Origin of the sequence: Pseudoalteromonas sp. CuT4-3, from assembly GCF_035666335.1 — a bacterium.
GTDB lineage: Bacteria > Pseudomonadota > Gammaproteobacteria > Enterobacterales > Alteromonadaceae > Pseudoalteromonas > Pseudoalteromonas atlantica.
The window spans coordinates 2,236,112-2,257,908 of the sequence record NZ_CP142030.1 but is presented as its reverse complement, the minus strand read 5'-3'; the positions used below and the strand labels follow the sequence as shown (position 1 = coordinate 2,257,908).

Genomic DNA, 21,797 nt, shown 5'->3' with positions numbered 1-21,797 from the left:
TAATGATAAATAATTAATTTTTATATTTGTTAACTGATAGCAGAAAATCAAACACAAGACCTTCATCCAACAACTGAGTTTCACCGGTGAAACTTTAATTTTAGCGGCTAAAATAATGGGGTATCACACTTTGACCTGCAATACCCCCTACCTAACAATTAACCTATTAAACTTATAACCAATTGGGCTACAGAAATTAGGGAAATTAAATTAATAGAAAACCTTCCTTCTACTTTCACTTTATAATGAATATCTATTTTCATTCGCGTGCTCATTAATATTGATAGTGCCCCAACCGCAGTGTAATCTTAAATTGCCGTAAAAGATTGGCGGTTAGAACGTGGCATCCATGCCATTTTACTATCGTTGATTTTCAACCAGGCCTCGTGCCTGGTTACCTTCATTTTTTATGTTTCTTTGATACTAACAAAATTTTTTAACTATCTGCGGCGCTGAAAAAATTAACCTGTCGCCTTAGTTCCGCTTAATCATAATTTAACGCATAGCACTTTTACGAATAAGCAAAAGGTGAGTATTTATTAAAATAATTGCCGGTGTATCTACCATTTCACATTAAAAACAGGTGCGGCGGCACTCTAGGTTACACTGTCGTATTAACCTAGAGGCCTTGCCATGTAAGCGCTAATAACGAATTGCACACGGGAAAGTTACACGCGTGATGTGAACGGTACTTTTGAACGGACTCGATAAAGTTATTGAATAAACAGGTCTGATAAACACAGCCGTACGTATTGCTATCTGTGCGTTGCTAATTTAGAAAAGTCCCTGACACGTTTCTGTCCATCGACGATTTATCAATATAACTCACCTTTGCCCCAAAACGTGTTGAGGCGAATGCCTCAAAAGAGCGAAAACCAGTCATTGTAGTTCGAGCAATTTTACTTCGTATTGATATACTAATGTCATGATTAAAGTTGATTTTATGGTTGGACGATGAAAACAATAGGCAAGTTGGCTAAAGAACTTGATATAGGCGTAGAAACTATACGGTTTTATGAGCGGGAAGGCTTGATAAAACAGCCTCAAAAACCTCAAAATGGTTATCGTGTCTATGACGACTCAATCACCAAACAATTACAATTCATCTGTAAGGCCAAAGCACTTGGCTTTACTCTAAAAGAAGTGGCTTCATTGATGTCAATGGATGGCGATTGTGCCAAAGTAGAATCCCTAGGCTTGCTGAAATTGAACGTAATTCAAAATAAGATAGCTGACCTTCAACGCTTAGAAGTCGTCATAAAAGAAATGACTAATTCATGCCGCAACAATAACGATCAATCCCACTGCCCAATAATCGATTCGCTAAAATAGTATTGACTCCGTACCTACCTACGGAGTTCATACTCAAATCATTCAAATAATGTTAGACGTTAAAAATGATTAATAAGATTTTAGATAAAGTTAGCTCAGGTGGTGTTTGGCTTGCGGCTCTTAGTTGTACGGGGTGCTTCCCCGCACTCGGCTCGTTAGCATCAGCATTAGGATTAGGCTTTCTCTCTCACTTTGAGGGAATTGCTGTAAATACCTTGTTACCTATATTTGCAACTCTGGCATTGTTGGTAAATTTGTATAACTGGTATAAAAACCAAAATCATGCGAGAGGTATTCTTGGGGTTATTGGCCCTATAGCGGTTTTGTTAACCCTCTATCCACTATGGCAATACGAATGGAGCACTTATTTGTTTTATGTAGGTATTTGTTTGATGATTGTAATGTCCGTATTAGACATTGTTAAACCTTTGAAGGAGCAAACATGCAAAGTATAGAGTTAAATTCTACCATTACTTGCCCTGAGTGTGGCTTCAGTAAAACTGAAGAAATGCCAACCAACGCTTGCCAGTGGTATTATGAATGTGAATCTTGCAAAGTTCTCCTAAAGCCTTTGAAAGGCGATTGTTGCGTATATTGCTCTTATGGAACAGTGAAATGCCCGCCAATTCAAGAAGGTCAAAGTTGTTGCGATAGCTAAATGACAGTCTATTAATGGCAATGAGAAGGCATAAAAAGAAATAGTGAAATGTCAGCAATCGTATCATTGCAGCCTTTATCACTAAGTCACTCAAGGGCTGCTTTTGGCACAAACCAGAAATAGCTTCCAATGAATTCTGTATTTAAATTTTAGGTTTAAGCTGGGCTCTAATTAATAAATCATAATCTAATTGCAACACCTTGCTTAAATTCAAATTATTCTTAAGTTAACGCAAATTTTCAATTTAACTGGTGCTGGCCTAATAAAGGCTCATATGAGAACCAAATAGCCAACTTATTAAATGGAAACTAAAAAATGTGGCTGTTAAAAGGTTTATACTAACTAAAAAGTAACTACTCTTAGCTATGACTCAGTTTTCTCTTTATAGTCACACAAATCCTCGATTATACAGCTTCCACATTTTGGTTTTCTCGCTGTACACGTATAGCGCCCATGTAAAATAAACCAATGATGGAGGTTAAACATAAACTCTTTTTTATTTGGCGTATTTTTAATTATGGCCTGTTCTGTCTGCTCAACAGTTTTACCTTTAGCGTAACCCGAACGGTTTGCAAGACGTTGGATGTGAGTATCTACTGCTAAAAAGTATCTACCTTCATTATCCTTTAGCCAGCCGAAGGCTGTGTTGAGCACGACATTTGCGGTTTTTCGGCCAACACCGGGTAGGGCTTCTAGAGCTTCGCGGTTCTCGGGAACAATGCCGTTATGTTGATCAACCAATATTTGGCACATTTTGTACACGTTTGCGGCTTTTGAATTAAATAAGCCAATGGTTTTTATATAATCGCGAAGCGCATCGTGGCCAATATCTAAAATGGCTTGTGGCGTATTAGCAACCGGAAATAATTTACGGGTGGCTTTATTTACCCCTACATCGGTGGCTTGTGCAGAGAGCGTAACGGCTACTAGTAGCTCAAATGGGCTCGAGTATTCAAGCTCGGTTTCTGGATGCGGGTTTTGCTCGCGCAAGCGCGAGAGTATTTGGTGACGTTTTTCTTTATTCATGCAACTTAAAACGCATTAGCTAATAGCGTTAATGCGTTTTCCCCTTAAGTTAAGCTAGTAACACGTGCGCGTGGGCCTTTTTCGGCTTCTGGCGGCGTTACTTGTTTTGATTTTATTTGTGCGTCAATAACATTTTTTGCTGCTATTAGCAGCCCAAGCCCTAAAAAGGCGCCGGGTGGTAAAATAGCGAGTAAAAACTGGCTATCGAAACTAAATATTTCCAAGCGTAGGCTTTGTGCCCATGGCCCTAGGAGCAAATCGGCCCCATCAAATAATGTACCTTGGCCTATCAGTTCGCGCATTGCACCTAGCACTAACAGTACGGCCATAAAGCCTAAGCCCATCATTAGGCCGTCGAATGCAGACAGGTGAACAGGGTTTTTAGAGGCATATGCCTCTGCACGGCCAATAATGGCGCAGTTAGTTACTATTAGTGGAATAAATATGCCTAATGATTGATACAAGCCAAAGGTGTACGCATTCATAAGTAGCTGAACTATGGTCACAAAGCCTGCAATAATCATGACAAATACCGGAATACGAATGTCTTTAGGCACCCAATTACGCACAACTGAAACAGTAATATTAGAGCCTACTAAAACTAATAAAGTGGCTAACCCTAGGCCGAGCGCGTTGGTTACAGTTGATGTAACAGCTAAAAGCGGGCATAAACCGAGTAGCTGCACTAGCGCGGGGTTATTAGCCCATACGCCTTCTTTGTATAAGGTTTTTAACTCACTCATTGTGTTACCTCTTGGCAAGCATTAGGCTGTTTAAAAATGGCGTCAAAGTTAGTTTTTGCAAATAATACGGCATTTTTTACCGAGCCTACCACGGCGCGAGGGGTAATTGTTGCGCCGGTAAATTGGTCAAACTGGCCACCATCCTTTTTTACCGCCCAACGGGCATCGTCTTCACTTTGAACCGTTAAATCGTTAAATGTAGTGATCCACAGCGACTTTTTAACTTCTACTTTATCGCCTAAGCCGGGCGTCTCTTCGTGCTTAGTAGTACGAACGCCGGCAATAGTGCCATCAGCAAGTACGGCGGTTAATAAGTTAATATCGCCACTGTAACCACTAGGTGTTATGTGTCTTATTACAAGTGCAACAGGTTGCTGATTTTTATAAGCGCGGTAAATAACTTGCTCGGGGTAAGGACCCAGTTGTTCATCGCTCATAATTACGCAATTTGTATTGAGCTGATTATCGTAGCTGCTTGGGTTTAATACCTCTTGTAATTGTGAGGTTAGTTGCAAGCGTTCTTGCTCGGCAATCTTATCGGCGGTAAAGGCATCAATTGAGGCAACTAAGCCTGTTGTTATCAGTGCAAAGGCGGTTAATATCGCGCCATTTTTAGCCATTGATGAAATAATCATTTTACTGCTCCGTGGCCATAAGTGCGTGGTTGGGTGTAGTAATCAATCAGCGGTACAGCAATATTAATTAATAATACACTAAAGGCTACCGCATCAGGGAAGCCACCAAAGGTGCGAATTAAATACACCAACAAGCCAATTAATGCGCCATAAATTAAGCGCCCTTTATTGGTAGTTGCAGCCGAAACAGGATCGGTGGCGATAAAAAATGCGCCCATCATGGTCGCGCCACTTAATAGGTGAAATACCATACCCGGCTCGGTACCCGGCGCGGCAATATAGCCAATGGCACTGCACAGCGCTAGTGAGCCTATAAAGCTTACTGGAATATGCCAGTTTATAATTTTAGCTTTTAAAAGGTATAAACCACCGGCTAAAAAGCCTAGGTTAACCCATAGCCAACCAAGCCCAGCCCATTGAGAAAAAATCGGTTTTTGCATGCTTTCGCTAACAGTTAGACCATGAGCTACATCGGTTTTAACTGTATCAAGCGGGGTGGCCATGGTGAGGCCATCAACGCCGGCACGGACTTGATCAACACTAAAGCCCAGAGCGGTAAAATCAGTAAATATAAGGCGTAATTGGTCAATAAAGCCAATTGGGGCATTAAGTAAATCGGTAACGGGTAACCAAGCGGTCATTTGCACCGGAAACGAGACTAAAAGTAGTACGTATGCGGCCATTGCTGGGTTAAATAAGTTAAACCCAAGCCCACCATAAAGTTGCTTTACAATCACAATGGCAAATAAACAGCCAATAATAATGACCCACCAAGGCGCCAGCGGCGGAATACTCAGTGCTAACAGCACACCAGTAAGCCAAGCACTACCATCACTCAATGCAGGCCAAACAGGGCGTTTACGCATTAACATAATGGCTGCTTCAAATACGCTTACAGCAACAAGTGCCAGTACTAACTGAATAAGTACGCCAGTCCCAAAAAATACCACTTGCGCTATTAGCCCAGGAATACACGCAGCAATTACGGTTAGCATTAATCGCGTTAACGACTTATGGCTATGGTTGTGCGGCGAACTGGCCATGGTTAATTTCATGACTGATCATTTCCTTCTTTTTGTAACTTTTTAGCTTTGGCGCGCGCTATTGCGGCGGCCACGGCGGCTTTTTTCTTCTCTGCTGCAGTTTGCTCAGAGGCCGTTTTCTCAGAGTCTGAACCGCTGCTGGTTTGTGGCTCATTGCTGTGTTCAGGTGCGCTGTGTTCACTTGCTGCTGATTGCTCTGCTTCTTTAGCGGCTTTTTTTGCTTTAGCACGGGCAATAGCAGCAGCTACCGCTGCTTTTTTATCATCTGCGGGCGCGGGGGCTTCATTGCTTTGTGGTTCTGCATTTTGCTCAGCTTGCGCCGCTTTTTTAGCTTTAGCACGCGCAATAGCAGCAGCTACTGCTGCTTTTTTGTCATCAGCTGGGGCGGGAGCTTCATCGCTTTGTGGCTCTGCACTTTGCTCAGCTTGCGCAGCTTTTTTATCATCAGCTGGGGCGGTTGCTTCATCGTTTTGTGGCTCAGCATTTTGCTCAGCTTGCGCCGCTTTTTTCGCTTTAGCGCGGGCAATAGCAGCAGCTACGGCTGACTTTTTATCATCAGATGCTGGTGATGACTCGCCCTCGGCAGCTTTTTGTTCTTTATATTTACGTGCTTTTTCTTTACGTAGTGCACGCTCTTTAGCTACTTCACTGTTATCTGGCTCTAGCTCTTCACCTTGCTGTTTTTTTGCTTTGGCGCGGGCAATTGCAGCGGCTACAGCTGATTTTTCATCGCCATCTGATGATTTGCTCTTAACGCGGGCAAGGGCATCCGCTACTTTTTGCTTTTCATCTGATGTTTTTGCCGCTGGTTTACGTTTATGGCGGTTTTGACGTTCTTGTTGCTCGCGCTCTAGGCGTTCTTTACGGGCGTCAAAGCGCTCTTTTGCTCTATCGGCTTTAATTTTTTCGGCTTGTTGCTCTTTTATTTCTACTTTTGCTACGCGGTAATACTGCACCAGTGGAATTTCGCTTGGGCATACATACGCACACGCGCCACATTCAATACAATCAAATAAGTTGTGCTCTTGTAATTTGTCGTATTCTTTTGATTTTGCAAACCATTGTAATTGCTGGGGTAATAACGAAGCTGGGCAGGCATCTGCACAGGCACTACAACGTATACAGGCTTTTTCAGGGCCAGGCTCTGCCAGCTCTTTATGATCGGGAGCTAAAATACAGTTGGTGGTTTTAATTACCCCAATACGCACAGTCGGTAAGGTAAAGCCCATCATCGGCCCGCCCATTACAACGCGCTGCTGGGGTACGGGTGAAAAACCTTGGCAATCAAGCAGGTGCTTAACTTCGGTGCCTAATAATGCCCATACATTACCCGCATTATGAATGGTGTTACCTGTTACTGTAACAACGCGTTCAATAAGCGGTTTACCTTCGTACACTGCCTGCTGCACAGCAAACAAAGTTCCTGTGTTGTGTACTAAAATACCAATATCGGCAGGAATACCGCCACTGGGTACTTCACGGTTTGTAAGTAATTTAATTAATTGTTTTTCGCCACCCGATGGATAAACAGTAGGCACCGTTTGAATAACAATATTGGCGTTGTGCTCTGCGGCACTTTTCATAGCCGCTATGGCTTCGGGCTTATTATCTTCAATGCCAACAATACACAGTGTCGGGTTTAAAATTTGTTGCATTAGCTCAATGCCTTGCACTACTTGCTTGGCATGTTCACGCATTAACACATCGTCGGCTGTTATGTATGGTTCGCACTCAACAGCATTAACAATTAAAAACTCAATAGGTTGTTTTATATCGGCTTTTACATAAGTAGGAAAGCCTGCTCCACCCATACCACTTATACCTGCTTGATGAATTATATCGACTAATTCATCGTGGCTAAGCTCACTTGGGTTAGGTGTTGGGGTTAGTTCGCACCATTGATCTTTGCCATCAGGCTCAATAATAATACTTAGCTCAGGTAAAGCCGATGGATGTGCCGAAGGCATAGAAGCAATATCTGTTATGGTGCCAGAGCTGGGCGCATGTACAGGCACAGACCAATTCGCAACGGGTACGGTAAGTGCTTGGCCTTTTAATACCTGTTGGCCTTTTTCTACAATTAATTTACCGTTAGCACCAATGTGCTGTTTAATTGGTACAACTAACTTATCAGGTAGAGGAAGCCTAGCAATACGCGCACTGTTAGAGAGTGTTTTTTGTTGTGGTGGATGCACGCCGCCCGGGAATGCCCAAACAGTGCCTTTTTTAATTTGTTCAAGTAACTTTTCCACTCAAACCTCTAATCTATTTGCGTGACAGGAATAGCATCAAGTTGCCATTTCCAGTTTTGTTTTGTTTCGGCTACAGGCAGCATATCAATGCAATCTACAGGGCAGGGCTTTACACATAAATCGCAGCCGGTACATTCTTCTATTAGTACAGTGTGCATTTGGCGTGTAGCACCAACAATGGCATCCACAGGGCATGCCTGAATACACTTAGTACAGCCTATGCACTCGTCTTCGCGAATATAGGCCACTGTTTTTATCGGCTCTGCTTGTTCGCCACCGGCAAGCGGTTTAGGCTCTACGCCCATTAAATCGGCTAGCTTTTTAACCGTTGCTTCTCCGCCTGGTGGGCATTTATTAATTTCATCCCCGTTGGCAATTGCCTCAGCGTAGGGGCGACAGCCCGGATAGCCACACTGGCCACACTGGGTTTGCGGTAAAATGGTATCTATTTGCTCAACAATTGGGTCGCCTTCTACACGAAAGCGAATAGCTGCAAAGCCTAAAATAAGTCCAAAAACAAGCGCTAGCGAGCCAAGCGCTATCAAGGCATACATTAAGGTCATATTAAAACTTCACTAATCCGGTAAAACCCATAAACGCCATCGACATTAAGCCGGCGGTGATCATAGCTATTGAGGCGCCTTTAAACGGGGTAGGAACATCTGCAGCAGCAAGGCGTTCGCGCAGCGCTGCAAATAATACAAGTACTAATGAAAAGCCAACGGCTGCGCCAAAACCATACACGGCCGATTGTAAAAAGGTGTGATCTTCTTTTATGTTAAGAAGCGCAACACCTAATACCGCACAGTTAGTGGTGATCAGCGGTAAAAATATACCCAGTAAACGGTATAAAGTCGGGCTAGTTTTACGCACAACCATTTCGGTAAATTGCACCACAACGGCAATCACTAAAATAAAGCTCATGGTGCGTAAAAATTCGATATCTAGCGGCGCTAAAATATATTGATTAACTAAATAGCTTGTAACAGAGGCAAGAGTAAGCACAAACGTGGTTGCTAAAGACATGCCAATAGCGGTATCAAGCTTGCCTGATACACCCATAAATGGACATAAGCCTAAAAATTGTACTAATACAAAGTTATTAACTAGAACGGTTCCAATCAATAACAAGACATATTCTGTCATGTGTGCCTCGCGCTATTAAAATCCTGTGTATTATCCTTTTTTCTGCCCCGATAAACAACATATGCGAGTCGTTATCAGTTAAATAAACACAGTAAAATAATTAAGCGATCACAAAGCTGTAAAATTTATGTGATTTTAAAGTAAGCGAAAAATTAAACAGCTAAACGCAAAAAAGAGCACATGTGCTCTTTTTTACTTTAATTAAGGGGAGGTGCTAAATATCTTTAGGTTTTTCTATGTAATAACCTTGTACGCCGTCTAGGCAAAGCGTTTCTACTATGTGTTTTTCTTCTTGGCTTTCAACGCCCTCAGCAAACACACTCACACCAATGCGGTGGGCTAAATCAACCATTAGGCGCATAAAGTATTGATTGTTTTTATCATCTTCTAGGCCGCGGGTGTAACTTGCATCCATTTTAATAAAGTCTGGTTTTAAATCACGGAAAAACTTAAACGACGTTAGTCCTACACCAAAGCGTTCAACCGTTACGCGGGCACCTACGCGATGCACCATATCAATAAAGCGTTTACTGGCTTTAATATTTTGCTGTAGGCCAAACTCACTTACTTCAAATACTAATTTAGAGGCTATATGCGTATCTTTTAATAAGCGGCGCTCTAACCAAATAACAAATTGATCGTTATGTGCACTTGAGGCGGTTACATTCAGGCCAAAAAACTTTTCAGAGAGATTACGGCTTTTAATTTTTTCAAGTGATGAGTCAATAATTAAGCGGTCAATTTCTATGGCCATATCGAGTTTTTCAGCCATGGCTAAAAACGAAGCCGTAGGAAGCACTTGGTTATCTTCGGTTTTAAAGCGCACTTGTATCTCTGCATACGCCTTAATGCTTTTACCCAGCGGCATAATATTTTGCATTACTAAGTGAACACGTTTTGATTCAATCACTTCGTTAATCACTTTACGCCAGTTTTGGTTACCAAACCCAGCACTAACATTATTAACCAAATCGGTTTCGCGCTGCACATGCCATGCATTTACTTGCTTAGATTGCGCCATGCTCATTGCGTTATCGACAACCGATAATAGCTCACCCAGCGGTTTGCCTTTTTCGTAGCCCACAATACCTGTGTTAGCCACAGAGCTTAGCTCTTGATTTTTTTGGTATTGAGTAAAGCGCGATTGCAGGTTTTCACCAAAACGCTCAGCTTCTTTAAGTGGGGTATTAGGTAGTACAATGGCAAAGTCTGAGCTATTTAGCCTAAATACTTGGCTGCCGGTGTAAGTGCCGCTTATATGCTTAATTATATCCGCCACACCTTTAACGTAGTCATCACCTTTTTGGTAGCCACGGCTTTGGTTTATAGTTTGCAGCTCACTACAGCGTACAAGCGCTAACGAACCAAACGTACTGCGTTCACTGTTTTCGATGTGTTTTTCGTAATATTCAACAAACATATTACGGTTACCTAATTCGGTAATTACATCTTTATAGGCTTCTTGTTTGATACTTAGGGCAGCGTTTTGAATATCATCATTTTTATTTTTTAAAAAATGCGAAAGGCGATTAAAGCTCGGGACTAAATCTTTACCAAGCTTTTTCATTTTACTTGCATCAAGTGCGGTGTCTAAGTCGTCGCCAATTTGATTTTGGTTAATGTAAATGTCTATTACATCGGCAACGGTCATGCTGATATTTTTATTTAAGCTATGAAAAATAGACTTCATTAATATGATAGGAATAATCACTAAAAAAGCAGAAATAAATATAACTATAAATAACGAGGTTTGTAGCTGCTGCGCTAAACGTTCAATGTTGAGGGTAAATTCTACTTTTATATCTGCAGCGTCGTTAACGGCAAACTGTGAGCGAACCGAATTAAAGCTAGATTGAATAAATTCAGCAAACATGGGTAGCTGGGTAGGGGAGTTAACTGAAAATACCTCAGCCCCTTGATAATCTCTTAGTATAAAGCTTGAAAACGTTTTACCATCGCCAATCGCTTTTTTTATACTTTCAGGCGAAAGCTCATCACTTGTTAAGCTGTTAATGTAACGTGTTACACTGGTTTGCGCTGAAGTTTGTGCTTCACTTACTGCATTATTAAAGCTTACAGATATGAAGTAGCTTCCAGCCGCAACACATACAAGCCAAGACAGGATTTGTATAAAAATAAGTTTTTTAAAGCCAGCCATGTTATCAATCTTTTAATAGTTCAAAAGGAAAGGAATCAGGTCCTTGATCATTCAACTAATAGCAACATATTAGAATAGATATTATGTTTTAGTTATAAAGCAGAAGGGTAGTGGAAAATTACTGAAATGTCTATGAAATTCTTATGATTGGCTCCCCCTCCCCGACTCGAACGGGGGACCTGCGGATTAACAGTCCGTCGCTCTAACCAACTGAGCTAAGGGGGAACAAATAGAGATGTCATTTTATGATTTGGCTCCCCCTCCCCGACTCGAACGGGGGACCTGCGGATTAACAGTCCGTCGCTCTAACCAACTGAGCTAAGGGGGAACTACATCATAAACATAAACTTGGCTCCCCCTCCCCGACTCGAACGGGGGACCTGCGGATTAACAGTCCGTCGCTCTAACCAACTGAGCTAAGGGGGAATCGTTTATGATTGAAAAACTTGGCTCCCCCTCCCCGACTCGAACGGGGGACCTGCGGATTAACAGTCCGTCGCTCTAACCAACTGAGCTAAGGGGGAAGCGTCATGCCTTTCAACGGGGCGAAATATTAATGATGGAGCCGCAAAGTGTCAACATATAAAAGTCATAAATTTAAAAAAGAAGTTTATTCGTTGTTTTTATGTTCGATCTGCGCATTTTATAACTCTATTTATGCAAAACACGGCGTTAAATCTCTATTTAGACTCACACCAATGTGAAAAAAAACAGCGCCCATAAAATAGCCATTGTTTAATTTATGTGTAAAAAATGCCGCTGAGACAAAATTTATCGCGGCAAATCAGTAAATTTGTATTTAACCTGGTTGTCATAAAACCGAGTATAAATTTAGCTAGCAGATCTTTTTAAAAAATCCAGCAGGGTAGTTTTTTCGTATTACGTTATTTAACAGGGGTTAAACTAATAAAGCCGTGGCTGGAAACTTTAATTTAAAAAGCTGTACAAAAACAAAACAATCAATTAGTTGCTAAATATTTGCGTTAACTAATTAAGTCACTTATAGCTGTATTAGGCACAAAGATTTGGCTTAGTTTAATTTTTTGTTTGCAAGCATTGATAAGTTTTTACTTTAACTTTGAGCAAAGGTTGGACTTGAGCTGAATTTTAGCCAGCGCGCAAGCCTTTATAAATGCGGGCTCAGCTGAGTTATCCACGGTTTCTGTGGATAACTCTGTTTATGAAACTTTAAGAACACTGTCCCGACCAGAGTTTTAGGGCGCTACAACGATTTCAAGCTTTTAAAACGATTTTTTTATTACTATAAAAAACATGGGGTTATAAATGCATGCCGAATTACCATGCAACGATGAGTAAATTAATTCGTTACGATAAGGATTAATACCGCGCTGTGTAAAAATTCAGCGAATTTGCAGGGTTAAATGTTAAAAAAGTAATAAAAATGTTCACTTATTGTTTTTTGGCGCTCTAAGGGCGTATTTGTGCACAAATGCTTAAAAATTCAACTTTAGCTATTTTTTTAATTGTTGCTTTATTATTAGTATGAAATCCATTGATAAATCCGTGGCTTGAATTGCTATGATGCTTTAAAATGGCTCGCTCAGTAAAAGAGGCTTATTTATTCCATGCGCGAAACTTCACATTCTCAATCACGCCCAGATTTACTTAACGATCCCATCTTGCCTACATTGAAAAAAATGACCATTCCGATGATATTTGGCATGGTCACGCTAATGATGTTCAATATAGTCGATACATTTTTTATTAGTATGTTGGGCACAGGGCCCCTTGCGGCGGTAAGCTTTACGTTTCCGGTAACCTTTACGGTAATAAGCCTAGCCATAGGTTTAGGTATTGGTACATCAGCGGTAATAGCGAAAGCCTTAGGCAGTAATAAAATAGAAGAGGCGCGTTTTGATGCCAGTGTGTCGCTTATTGTGGCGCTACTATTAGTTATTTTACTTTCGTTTGTTGGATATTTACTAATCGACCCAATATTCACTTTATTAGGGGCCGGACAATTAGTGCTGCCACTTATTCATGAGTATATGAATATTTGGTTTATTGGTAGCGTATTTTTAATTACCCCCATGATAGGTAATTCGGTATTACGAGCCAGTGGCGATACTAAAACACCCAGCATAGTAATGGGTGGGGCAGGGCTTATTAATGCCATACTCGATCCTATTTTAATATTTGGCTGGGGCCCAGTACCAGCATTAGGCATTCAAGGTGCCGCTATTGCCAGTGTTATTGCCTGGGGCGTAGCGGTTATTATTATTTTATATGTGCTGGGCGTTAAAAAGCGGCTATTAAGCTTAAAAGCCGGTAATCAAACTGCGGCAAGTGCAATTAAAAAAGTACTTAAAATAGGTTTACCCGCAGCGGGGGCTAACATGCTTACCCCAGTAGCAATGGCTGTGATGACCGCACTCGTTGCCAATCATGGACCCGAAGCGGTTGCCGCTTTTGGTGTGGGCAGCCGTATTGAATCAATTGCCAGTATTTTAGTGCTGGCCTTATCGATGACATTGCCTCCTTTTGTTAGCCAAAACTTTGGGGCGGGTAAATTAGGCCGCGTAAAAGAGGCGTACATTGGTACGCTTAAATTTGTGATGATATGGCAATTTGCTATTTATATTTTACTCATTGCGCTGTCAGGGGGAATAAGCCAATTATTTGGTAAAGAACAAGCTGTAATCGATGTTATTAAGCTCTTTATATACACCATACCGCTAAGTTATGGTTTTCAAGGGGTGATCATTTTATCAAACTCATCGTTTAATGCTTTACACAAACCTATGAATGCATTGTTTTTAAGTATTATTCGTTTGTTTGTGTTTTATCTGCCTTTTGCTTATGTAGGCAGTATGCTAGGTGGCTTGATTGGTTTATTTATTGGCGCTGCGATCGGTAATGTATTCACAGGGTTAGTCGCGTACAAATGGTTTGTAAAAGAGCTAGAAGCAATATGTAGTAACACGGTAACGGAGTAAATGAATGAGTGATCACTTTGAGCTAAAGTCACAATTTAAACCCGCGGGCGATCAACCCACAGCGATTAAACAGCTTGAAGAAGGCTTAGAAGCCGGGCTTGCGCATCAAACCTTACTCGGTGCCACAGGTACAGGTAAAACATTTACCATGGCCAATATTATTAGTGATTTAAATCGCCCGACAATAATAATGGCGCATAATAAAACACTTGCCGCGCAGTTATATGGAGAGATGAAAGAGTTTTTTCCTAATAATGCAGTTGAGTATTTTGTATCTTACTACGATTACTACCAGCCAGAAGCCTACGTGGTTGCCAGCGATACGTTTATAGAAAAAGACGCCTCTATTAATGAGCACATAGAGCAAATGCGTTTAAGTGCTACTAAGGCACTGCTTGAGCGACGCGATACCATAATAGTGGCCTCTGTGTCGGCTATTTATGGTTTGGGCGACCCCGACTCATACATGAAAATGATGCTGCTTTTAAAAGTAGGCGAACAGGTCGACCAACGCGATATGCTGCGCCGTTTAGCTGAGCTGCAATATACCCGTAACGACATTGACTTTAGCCGTGGTACTTACCGTGTACGCGGCGAAGTTGTTGATATATTTCCTGCCGAGTCAGACACCTATGCAGTACGCGTAGAAATGTTTGATGACGAAATAGAGCGCCTTAGTATTTTTGATCCCCTTACTGGTGCGGTAGAAAAACACATAGTTCGTGCCACTATTTACCCTAAAACGCACTATGTAACGCCACGCGAAAAAATTCTTGATGCCATAGAAAAAATAAAAGCTGAGCTTAAAGAACGCAGAGCACAATTATTAAGTGCCAATAAATTAGTAGAAGAGCAGCGCATAGCGCAGCGTACACAATACGACATAGAAATGATGACCGAGCTTGGTTATTGCTCGGGCATAGAAAACTACAGCCGTTATTTGTCGGGGCGTACACCGGGCGATCCACCACCAACATTACTCGATTATCTTCCTGATGATGCATTGATGATCATCGATGAATCGCACGTAACCGTATCGCAAATTGGTGCCATGTATAAAGGCGATAGAAGCCGTAAAGAAAACCTAGTTGAATATGGCTTTAGAATGCCATCGGCGATGGATAACCGCCCATTGCGCTTTGAAGAATTTGAAGCCATAGCACCGCAAACGATTTATGTATCGGCAACGCCGGGTGATTTTGAATTAGAGCGCAGCGCAGGCGAAGTAGCAGAGCAAGTTATACGCCCAACGGGCCTGTTAGACCCAGAAATAGAAATACGCCCTGTAGGCACTCAAGTAGATGATTTACTATCAGAAATTTATAAATGTGTAGAAAAAGGTGAGCGAGTACTGGTAACTACGCTTACCAAGCGCATGTCTGAGGATTTAACCGATTACTTAAGCGAGCACAATGTAAAAGTACGTTACCTGCACTCAGACATAGACACAGTAGAACGCGTTGAAATAATTCGTGATTTACGCGCCGGTGTGTTTGATGTGTTAGTGGGTATAAACTTATTACGAGAAGGCTTAGATATGCCAGAAGTGGCGCTAGTTGCCATTTTAGATGCCGATAAAGAAGGCTTTTTACGCTCAGCACGTTCGCTTATTCAAACCATTGGCCGAGCTGCTCGTCACCTCGACGGGCGCGCCATTTTATACGCCGATAAAGTAACTAAATCGATGGAAAAAGCGATTAGCGAAACACAGCGCCGCCGCGAAATACAACACGCCTTTAATATAGAGCACGGCATTGAGCCGCAAGCCTTGGTTAAAAAGATCACCGATATTATGGATGTGGGCGAAGAAGCAGCACCAAAAGATAACCTTAAGCTGGTACGTAAAGAGTCTAAAAAAATACTCAGTGCTAAAGAAATTGCCACACAAATTAAGCAGCTTGAAAGCAAAATGCATGCTTATGCCAGCGATCTTGAATTTGAAAAAGCCGCGTCTGTACGCGACGAAATACACGAACTACAACAACAGTTGATTAACTAAATGACACCCGATTTTTCGCCCCTAATAAGCGCGCTTGAAGATGCGCCATTACTACAAAACGAACTATGCCGCGTATTTCATGGTCGCGGCCATAGCGTGGCATCGCTAAGCCATATTAATTTAGACTTTTATCCGCCAAGCTTGTTTTTAATTTCGTACGATGAAATTGACGAAGCCACGTTAAATACACTGACCAGTACCCTTTGGGCGTGGGCGCAGCAGCATCACCCTGAATTAATATCTGCATTGGTCTATCAACAGCGCGCGGGTGTACAAAGCAGCAATCGTTTAGTGCATGGTAATCTTCCCTCTCCACATGTGGTAAAAGAAAACGGCATTGGTTTTTTAGTGGATTTAACAAGCCGCCAAAACACCGGAATATTCCCCGATATGCGAAGTGGGCGTGAGTTTGTCTCTGCCAATAGTAAACATGCAAAAGTACTTAATTTGTTTTCATACACGTGTGGTTTTTCGCTTGCGGCAATGCAAGGCGGGGCTGATCACGTTATGAACATGGATATGAGTAAAGGCGTACTCAAAGTAGGTAAGCAAAACCACCAACTCAATGGTTTTGAACGCGGAGTGAGTTTTTTACCGCACGATATTTTAAAGTCGTATGGTAAATTAAAAAAAGCAGCGCCGTTTGATTTAATTATTGTAGACCCGCCAAGCTTTCAAAAGGGCAGCTTTATTCTAACTAAAGATTACCAAAAGGTGCTGCGCAGATTACCCGAACTACTGTGCGATACCACACAGCTTTTATTATGCGCTAATAGCCCAGAGCTTAGCGAAGATGCGTTTAAAGCTTTAATAAACGAGCACACCCAAGGAGCAATAGAATTTGTTGAGCGCCTTGCACCAACGGCCCGTTTTGTAGAAGTAGACAGCAATAAAAGTTTAAAAGCGTTAGTGTATAAAACGGCGCATACCGCAACTTATACCAATTCGTAATAATACTTAATCATTTTAAGGGGCTAAACGTGTCGCTATCTGTGTTAAAAAACTCTCATTTAGAACAACTAAATAGCGATTTTTTTGCCTAGCTATCAACACGTTTTTCCAGCCTCAAAATAGATCACTTAATTAAGCTAATTGGTATTAAATGAAACTGAGTAAGCGTTTAAACGCAATTAATGCGTTAATTACTGACCCCGTTGATGTTATTTGGGATTGCTGCTGCGATCATGGTTACTTAGGCATTGCACTATTAAAGCGCCGCGCTGCAAAACAGGTTAATTTTGTCGATGTGGTAGATAAAATAATGGCCGAGCTGAGCGAGCACCTTACAAATATTAGCCAAACACTGCCAAGTGATGCGCAATATAAAGTACATTGCCAAGATGTAAGAGAAATAAAGCTCGTTCCAAATGCGTTAAATACTGTGGTTATTGCAGGTGTTGGCGGCGAGCTGTTACTAAAACTTGTTACTGGCATTATTAAAAACAATTGCGCTGCATCTGTAGCAAGCACCCGCTTTATAGTTTGCCCTATACACCATACTTATCATTTGCGCAGTGGTTTAGCCAAATTAGGCTTTGGCCTTGAAAGCGAGCAATTAATCACTGAAAACAACCGCTATTATGAGCTTATAGAGGTAAGTCAACGTAGCACAACGTTGCTCACATCTACCGGTAACAGCATGTGGGATTTAAATAATGCATCGCACAAGCAATACCTTAAACAGTTACTCACTCATTATAATAAAATGCTTAATAAAGACGAGCTTTATTATCAAAAAGTTATAACAGATTATAAAAAGCTCAGCGACGCTTAAAAATGGCTTATTTAGCGCTAATAGTGTGATCTAATGCAAGGCGCAAAAACGTAACATCAACATAGATTATATCGCCTTGCGCGAGTTTATTTGGTTTATGTATGTCAGATAAAAAAAGTCGCATTGAGCCGCTGCTCAGTGCAGAGCAAAAATGGCAAAACAGTTACGAGCAGCCAATTTCGTATGCTCCGTTAGTGCAACTTGCTAATAACAGCTGGATAGTTCCACAGCACTTTTTACGCTATAAACACACCTTACAAAGTGTTAATCAAGTGCTTCAAAATATAAGTTTTTCAGCGCACTTTAGGGTGCTTGCTGCAAAAAAAGATCAGCAACTTTATTTACAAGTTGCCGTACTCAGCCCCGATAATTACAAAACCAGTAGTTACGCGGGTGAGGGCACAGCAAAAAAATTACTGTTTGGCAGGCGCTGGATAGTAGAGGAAAACTTACCAACCTCCGAGCTTATTCAAACAGCGTTTTTAGCGCTTAAAATAGCGCGAGAGCACGAGGTAAGAGAGCTGTTTCAACTTACTCACAGCAATAATACCACCAGCACGCCATTTAATAATCATCATGATTTACCGGTTATGGCACAAAATGCAGAGCTTGTTATTGCACACGCGGCGCAGGGCAATGAGCAACATTGCACTATTGAGCAGTTATTAAAACGGGTAGTATTTGCAGGTGATAAGGTATCGCTAAGTGCTATGCAGCAACTAAGCTCGCAGCAGTGGTTATACACCTTAAAATTACACTGCAACACTTGCCAGCTTACTGAGTTTAATAATAAAACCTTTTCATTTTTAACCAGTGATAGCAGCGCAAATAGCTTTTTACATGGCCTTATTAATGCCCTGGTTGATATTAGTAATGAGTATGTGAGTGAGCAATTTAAATACCAAGGGTTTGCCCGATTTAGTAAACACAATTGCGTAGAAAAAATAGGTGCACTTAGTGTGGCAATGCGCTCGCCAAAAGTGTTGGGGCTGTGCTCACTTGGCAAGCAACATGCTAATAAGCTTAATTTTGAAATTGATAGTTCGCGTGCGCCACAAGGTTGCGGCCAAGCTATAGATGGGTTTTTAGCTGCCCACGGTATAGAGCAGCCAGAAAATGCACATTTATATCGTTTTTAAAGGCGGTTAATTTCTTCTTTTGTGGTGTAGCTTGAGTCTGTCACTATGGCCTCAAGCGTTTGCACGCGCTCTTTTAAAGCAACTACTTGGGCACTTACCTCGGCCAGTTGTTTATTTGCATCTTGGTTGTTATCTTGCATTTTGTGTTTAAATTCAAGGTGCTTTTTGTACATATCGTAAATAACCCCAGAGCCAATCGATATAAGCACAATAAGTACTATCATTGTAGTGCCTGACATAACCACTTCCTTTTTATAGTTTTAACTGTTGCATAAAGTATAACCATATTTAGCAGCGGTTAAACCTGACAATTGTAACTTTATTTGTCGATTGCAGCGTGGAGTTGTGTTCATCATTGATACACCTGCGTTATTGTTTAATAACTAATGGCGTAATTAATAAGTCTATTTGAGATTAAACCGTGTGACTTTAAAGCCAACATTTTTATTGTGTTGCTTTAATCTGCAGTTTTAACGCTCTCTATGCAAGCGTTAACCTTGTATCTAATTGTGTATTAATGCAAACGGGTATAGTGTTTACAGACTTATAGAACTTTATTTTATAATCAATACAGTGAGTTGCTATGTTAAATAATAAAATACCTCCGGTTATTGTCGTGCTCGTTTTTGCAGGCATTATGGCGTTAATAGCCCATTACAGTGTGATTGATTTTACAGCGTTTATTGCCTACTTAGCAGCAAGCTTAGTCATTATAGGGTGCGCATTTTGTATAGCCGGAGTGGTAAGCTTTAAATTTGCACGTACCACAGTTAATCCAAATAAGCCCGAGCAAGCATCAAAGTTGGTAACCAGTGGTGTATATAAAATTTCACGTAATCCTATGTATGTAGGCTTTGCGTTTATTTTAGCTGGCTGGGGTATTTGGCTTAGTTCGCTGTGGGCACTTTTATGTGTTGCTGGGTTTATTGCTTATTTAACGTTTTTTCAAATAATTCCTGAGGAGCGGGCGCTTAGCAAATTATTTGGCCAAGAATTCACAGAGTATAAAAACAAAGTAAAACGCTGGTTGTAATTTACAAGCAAATACAAAAAAGGCTATCGAGATGATAGCCTTTTTGCGTTCAGCGCTAATAAATTAACCGTACTTTCACTGAAAACCCCGTAACTAGCGGTTATTCGTATTCGATTGGATCAGTGACGTTATTAAGCGAAAATGCCTCTAAACGTTCTTGGCAGGCGCCACATTTACCACAGGCTTTTTCGCGTCCGTTATAACAAGTCCATGTTTGGCTGTAGTCTAAGCCCATTTTTATGCCATCGGTTAAAATATCAATTTTGGTGTTATTTAAGTACGGGCTAAAAATTTCTACAGCGTCGTAGTTAGCAATACGACATACATCATCCATTTTTTGCACAAACTCAGGACGGCAATCAGGGTAAATAGCATGATCCCCCGAATGCGCGCCATAATATACTTTGCTCGCTTTTAAAGACACAGCGTAACCAACCGCCAGCGAAAGCAAAATCATATTACGATTAGGCACTATGGTGCTTTTCATGCTTTCTTCTTCGTAATGACCTTCTGGTACATCAATATCATCAGTCAGTGATGAGCCACCAATAAGCTGGTTAATAGCTGATATATCTACAATTTTATGTGGAACATTAAGTTTTTCACACACGTTTGCAGCCACTTCAAGCTCTTTAACATGACGCTGACCATAGTCAAATGAAAGGGCATAAACATCATGGCCTTGTTGTAAGGCTTTATTTAATACGGTAAACGAATCCATACCGCCGGAATAAATAACAACTACTTTTTGCGTCATATCTGGATTGCTCTTTAGTTTTAATAGAGGTTTATATCAGGGCGCGATATACTACACGGCCGCAGCTTAAATAACAATTTTTGGGCAGCGCTTTTTCGTCTTTTATAGTAGCAATTTTGCAGCTAGGCAGTAAGTGAGATCTCTTTTGTACAAAATTAATGAAGTGTTTGAAACCATCCAAGGTGAAGCAAGTTTTACCGGCACACCCTCAATATTTTTGCGTTTGCAAGGCTGCCCAGTGGGCTGCGCATGGTGTGATACTAAACAAACTTGGGAAGTCGATAACGTGTACAAAGTATCGCTTGATGAAACGGTAGAAAAAAAAGCCGATTCAGATCATTGGGCCGATGCCAGCGCCGAGCAAGTACTTGAGCTATTTAAATCGCGTGGCTATACAGCAAAGCATGTTGTAATTACCGGCGGCGAGCCGTGTATGTACGATTTAAACCCAGTGTGTAAGCTATTGCACGATAACGGCTTTACAACACAAATAGAAACCAGCGGCACCTTTGAAATACTTGCCCCTGAGCAAACCTGGGTTACCGTATCGCCTAAAATTAACATGCGCGGCGGCTACGAAGTACTTACCAGCGCCATGAAGCGCGCCAACGAGATAAAGCACCCAGTAGCGATGCAAAAGCACGTAGAAGAGCTTGAAGCGCTATTTGCCAAAACAGGCGTTAATCCTAAGCTTGTTTACTTACAGCCAATCAGCCAAAAAGTGTCAGCCACCAAATTAGCCATCGACACCTGTATTGCCAAAAACTGGCGCTTATCGGTGCAGGTACATAAGTATTTAGGGATTAGCTAAAGCGCAAGGGCAGCTGTAAGTGCTTAGCTGTAAGCGATAAGCTGCTCGGCGTTAAGTTATATCACGTAGATACAAGGTTGGGTTTGGTGAAACGAAACCCAACACCATAACCCCATTACTCACTCTTTATATAAATCACCACACCAGCTTATTTAAACACGTAGGTCGGATAAGCGAAGCGCCATCCGACGCAGTAACTTATTTAAGTTTCGACAAATATAAATAGCTAATTAATTTATGATGTATGAAGTCAAGATTTGACCCCTAAGGTTCTCCTAAGGTTCTCTAGTAGGTTGGGTTGAGTGAAACGAAACCCAACACCACAACTCCATTA

20 protein-coding genes and 4 tRNA genes are annotated in these 21,797 nt (G+C 41.3%); 10 read left to right on the top strand and 14 right to left on the bottom strand.

What is annotated here, in order from left to right:
* The first annotated feature begins 954 nt into the window (after window positions 1–954).
* From VOI46_RS10310 to VOI46_RS10300, 3 genes are all read left to right on the top strand, one after another.
* On the top strand, window positions 955–1,332 hold the full coding sequence (locus VOI46_RS10310) for a MerR family transcriptional regulator (RefSeq protein WP_010557530.1): 378 nt from the start codon (window positions 955–957) through the stop codon (window positions 1,330–1,332).
* A gap of 65 nt (window positions 1,333–1,397) precedes the next feature.
* Window positions 1,398–1,787, top strand: coding sequence for an organomercurial transporter MerC (gene merC / locus VOI46_RS10305; RefSeq protein WP_024601094.1), 390 nt, complete (start codon window positions 1,398–1,400; stop codon window positions 1,785–1,787).
* A complete protein-coding gene (locus VOI46_RS10300; RefSeq protein ID WP_076916053.1) occupies window positions 1,775–1,990 on the top strand; it encodes a GDCCVxC domain-containing (seleno)protein in 216 nt (71 codons plus the stop codon). Before merC ends, VOI46_RS10300 begins: the two co-directional genes overlap by 13 nt.
* 363 nt (window positions 1,991–2,353) lie before the next feature.
* Here the strand turns inward: VOI46_RS10300 and nth are convergent, their stop codons facing one another.
* The 12 genes from nth to VOI46_RS10240 form a co-directional block, all read right to left on the bottom strand.
* Window positions 2,354–3,016: an endonuclease III gene (nth, locus tag VOI46_RS10295; protein WP_004589484.1), complete on the bottom strand. Its 663-nt coding sequence runs from the start codon at window positions 3,014–3,016 to the stop codon at window positions 2,354–2,356.
* A gap of 44 nt (window positions 3,017–3,060) precedes the next feature.
* Complete coding sequence (locus VOI46_RS10290; protein ID WP_004589483.1) at window positions 3,061–3,759, bottom strand: electron transport complex subunit E; 699 nt, start codon at window positions 3,757–3,759, stop codon at window positions 3,061–3,063.
* Complete coding sequence (rsxG, locus tag VOI46_RS10285; RefSeq protein WP_004589482.1) at window positions 3,756–4,394, bottom strand: electron transport complex subunit RsxG; 639 nt, start codon at window positions 4,392–4,394, stop codon at window positions 3,756–3,758. Before rsxG ends, VOI46_RS10290 begins: the two co-directional genes overlap by 4 nt.
* Complete coding sequence (gene rsxD / locus VOI46_RS10280) at window positions 4,391–5,449, bottom strand: electron transport complex subunit RsxD (RefSeq protein WP_004589481.1); 1,059 nt, start codon at window positions 5,447–5,449, stop codon at window positions 4,391–4,393. Before rsxD ends, rsxG begins: the two co-directional genes overlap by 4 nt.
* Window positions 5,446–7,689: an electron transport complex subunit RsxC gene (gene rsxC, locus VOI46_RS10275; protein WP_324738002.1), complete on the bottom strand. Its 2,244-nt coding sequence runs from the start codon at window positions 7,687–7,689 to the stop codon at window positions 5,446–5,448. Before rsxC ends, rsxD begins: the two co-directional genes overlap by 4 nt.
* Before the next feature lie 8 nt (window positions 7,690–7,697).
* Complete coding sequence (gene rsxB / locus VOI46_RS10270; RefSeq protein ID WP_324738001.1) at window positions 7,698–8,252, bottom strand: electron transport complex subunit RsxB; 555 nt, start codon at window positions 8,250–8,252, stop codon at window positions 7,698–7,700.
* Window position 8,253: 1 nt separating this feature from the next.
* The gene (rsxA, locus tag VOI46_RS10265; protein WP_004589478.1) at window positions 8,254–8,835 is read right to left on the bottom strand and encodes an electron transport complex subunit RsxA; all 582 of its coding nucleotides are present in this window, start codon (window positions 8,833–8,835) and stop codon (window positions 8,254–8,256) included.
* 214 nt (window positions 8,836–9,049) lie between these two features.
* Window positions 9,050–10,993, bottom strand: coding sequence for a GGDEF domain-containing protein (locus tag VOI46_RS10260; RefSeq protein WP_324738000.1), 1,944 nt, complete (start codon window positions 10,991–10,993; stop codon window positions 9,050–9,052).
* A gap of 148 nt (window positions 10,994–11,141) precedes the next feature.
* A tRNA-Asn gene (locus VOI46_RS10255) sits at window positions 11,142–11,218 on the bottom strand.
* A gap of 26 nt (window positions 11,219–11,244) precedes the next feature.
* Window positions 11,245–11,321 (bottom strand) — tRNA-Asn (locus VOI46_RS10250).
* 21 nt (window positions 11,322–11,342) lie between these two features.
* Window positions 11,343–11,419 (bottom strand) — tRNA-Asn (locus tag VOI46_RS10245).
* 21 nt (window positions 11,420–11,440) lie between these two features.
* Window positions 11,441–11,517, bottom strand: a tRNA-Asn gene (locus tag VOI46_RS10240).
* Between the two features lie 1,062 nt (window positions 11,518–12,579).
* On the opposite strand from VOI46_RS10240, the gene VOI46_RS10235 reads away from it, so the two are divergent.
* From VOI46_RS10235 to VOI46_RS10215, 5 genes are all read left to right on the top strand, one after another.
* Window positions 12,580–13,950 (top strand): MATE family efflux transporter, encoded by a 1,371-nt coding sequence (locus tag VOI46_RS10235; protein ID WP_324737999.1) that lies wholly within the window; start codon window positions 12,580–12,582, stop codon window positions 13,948–13,950.
* A 4-nt stretch (window positions 13,951–13,954) separates the two neighbouring features.
* Complete coding sequence (gene uvrB, locus VOI46_RS10230) at window positions 13,955–15,949, top strand: excinuclease ABC subunit UvrB (protein ID WP_096041470.1); 1,995 nt, start codon at window positions 13,955–13,957, stop codon at window positions 15,947–15,949.
* The gene (locus VOI46_RS10225; protein WP_324737998.1) at window positions 15,950–16,900 is read left to right on the top strand and encodes a class I SAM-dependent methyltransferase; all 951 of its coding nucleotides are present in this window, start codon (window positions 15,950–15,952) and stop codon (window positions 16,898–16,900) included.
* Between the two features lie 151 nt (window positions 16,901–17,051).
* Window positions 17,052–17,723, top strand: a complete 672-nt coding sequence (locus tag VOI46_RS10220; protein ID WP_324737997.1) for a tRNA (adenine(22)-N(1))-methyltransferase TrmK — start codon at window positions 17,052–17,054, stop codon at window positions 17,721–17,723.
* A gap of 101 nt (window positions 17,724–17,824) precedes the next feature.
* Window positions 17,825–18,862 carry a hypothetical protein gene (locus VOI46_RS10215; protein ID WP_324737996.1) on the top strand — a complete coding sequence of 346 codons (1,038 nt, stop codon included), beginning with the start codon at window positions 17,825–17,827 and terminating at the stop codon, window positions 18,860–18,862.
* On the opposite strand, the gene VOI46_RS10210 is transcribed toward VOI46_RS10215, so the two are convergent.
* A complete protein-coding gene (locus VOI46_RS10210; protein ID WP_324737995.1) occupies window positions 18,859–19,101 on the bottom strand; it encodes a hypothetical protein in 243 nt (80 codons plus the stop codon). The genes VOI46_RS10215 and VOI46_RS10210 overlap by 4 nt on opposite strands.
* Before the next feature lie 344 nt (window positions 19,102–19,445).
* On the opposite strand from VOI46_RS10210, the gene VOI46_RS10205 reads away from it, so the two are divergent.
* The gene (locus tag VOI46_RS10205) at window positions 19,446–19,895 is read left to right on the top strand and encodes an isoprenylcysteine carboxylmethyltransferase family protein (RefSeq protein ID WP_248534151.1); all 450 of its coding nucleotides are present in this window, start codon (window positions 19,446–19,448) and stop codon (window positions 19,893–19,895) included.
* 100 nt (window positions 19,896–19,995) lie between these two features.
* On the opposite strand, the gene queC is transcribed toward VOI46_RS10205, so the two are convergent.
* Window positions 19,996–20,652: a 7-cyano-7-deazaguanine synthase QueC gene (gene queC / locus VOI46_RS10200; RefSeq protein ID WP_004589469.1), complete on the bottom strand. Its 657-nt coding sequence runs from the start codon at window positions 20,650–20,652 to the stop codon at window positions 19,996–19,998.
* 145 nt (window positions 20,653–20,797) lie between these two features.
* On the opposite strand from queC, the gene queE reads away from it, so the two are divergent.
* Entirely contained in the window at window positions 20,798–21,463 is a 666-nt protein-coding gene (gene queE, locus VOI46_RS10195; protein WP_004589468.1) for a 7-carboxy-7-deazaguanine synthase QueE, read from the top strand.
* The last annotated feature ends 334 nt before the right edge of the window (window positions 21,464–21,797 follow it).

Excerpts from the sequence above, each read along its gene's own strand:
- rsxD (WP_004589481.1), bottom strand. The coding sequence starts at position 5,449 with ATGAAATTAACCATGGCCAGTTCGCCGCACAACCATAGCCATAAGTCG.
- VOI46_RS10235 (WP_324737999.1), top strand. The coding sequence starts at position 12,580 with ATGCGCGAAACTTCACATTCTCAATCACGCCCAGATTTACTTAACGAT.
- VOI46_RS10290 (WP_004589483.1), bottom strand. The coding sequence starts at position 3,759 with ATGAGTGAGTTAAAAACCTTATACAAAGAAGGCGTATGGGCTAATAAC.
- VOI46_RS10215 (WP_324737996.1), top strand. The coding sequence starts at position 17,825 with ATGTCAGATAAAAAAAGTCGCATTGAGCCGCTGCTCAGTGCAGAGCAA.
- VOI46_RS10210 (WP_324737995.1), bottom strand. The coding sequence starts at position 19,101 with ATGTCAGGCACTACAATGATAGTACTTATTGTGCTTATATCGATTGGC.
- nth (WP_004589484.1), bottom strand. The coding sequence starts at position 3,016 with ATGAATAAAGAAAAACGTCACCAAATACTCTCGCGCTTGCGCGAGCAA.
- VOI46_RS10300 (WP_076916053.1), top strand. The coding sequence starts at position 1,775 with ATGCAAAGTATAGAGTTAAATTCTACCATTACTTGCCCTGAGTGTGGC.
- VOI46_RS10220 (WP_324737997.1), top strand. The coding sequence starts at position 17,052 with ATGAAACTGAGTAAGCGTTTAAACGCAATTAATGCGTTAATTACTGAC.
- VOI46_RS10205 (WP_248534151.1), top strand. The coding sequence starts at position 19,446 with ATGTTAAATAATAAAATACCTCCGGTTATTGTCGTGCTCGTTTTTGCA.
- merC (WP_024601094.1), top strand. The coding sequence starts at position 1,398 with ATGATTAATAAGATTTTAGATAAAGTTAGCTCAGGTGGTGTTTGGCTT.
- rsxG (WP_004589482.1), bottom strand. The coding sequence starts at position 4,394 with ATGATTATTTCATCAATGGCTAAAAATGGCGCGATATTAACCGCCTTT.
- uvrB (WP_096041470.1), top strand. The coding sequence starts at position 13,955 with ATGAGTGATCACTTTGAGCTAAAGTCACAATTTAAACCCGCGGGCGAT.
- VOI46_RS10225 (WP_324737998.1), top strand. The coding sequence starts at position 15,950 with ATGACACCCGATTTTTCGCCCCTAATAAGCGCGCTTGAAGATGCGCCA.
- VOI46_RS10260 (WP_324738000.1), bottom strand. The coding sequence starts at position 10,993 with ATGGCTGGCTTTAAAAAACTTATTTTTATACAAATCCTGTCTTGGCTT.
- rsxB (WP_324738001.1), bottom strand. The coding sequence starts at position 8,252 with ATGACCTTAATGTATGCCTTGATAGCGCTTGGCTCGCTAGCGCTTGTT.
- VOI46_RS10310 (WP_010557530.1), top strand. The coding sequence starts at position 955 with ATGAAAACAATAGGCAAGTTGGCTAAAGAACTTGATATAGGCGTAGAA.
- queC (WP_004589469.1), bottom strand. The coding sequence starts at position 20,652 with ATGACGCAAAAAGTAGTTGTTATTTATTCCGGCGGTATGGATTCGTTT.
- rsxA (WP_004589478.1), bottom strand. The coding sequence starts at position 8,835 with ATGACAGAATATGTCTTGTTATTGATTGGAACCGTTCTAGTTAATAAC.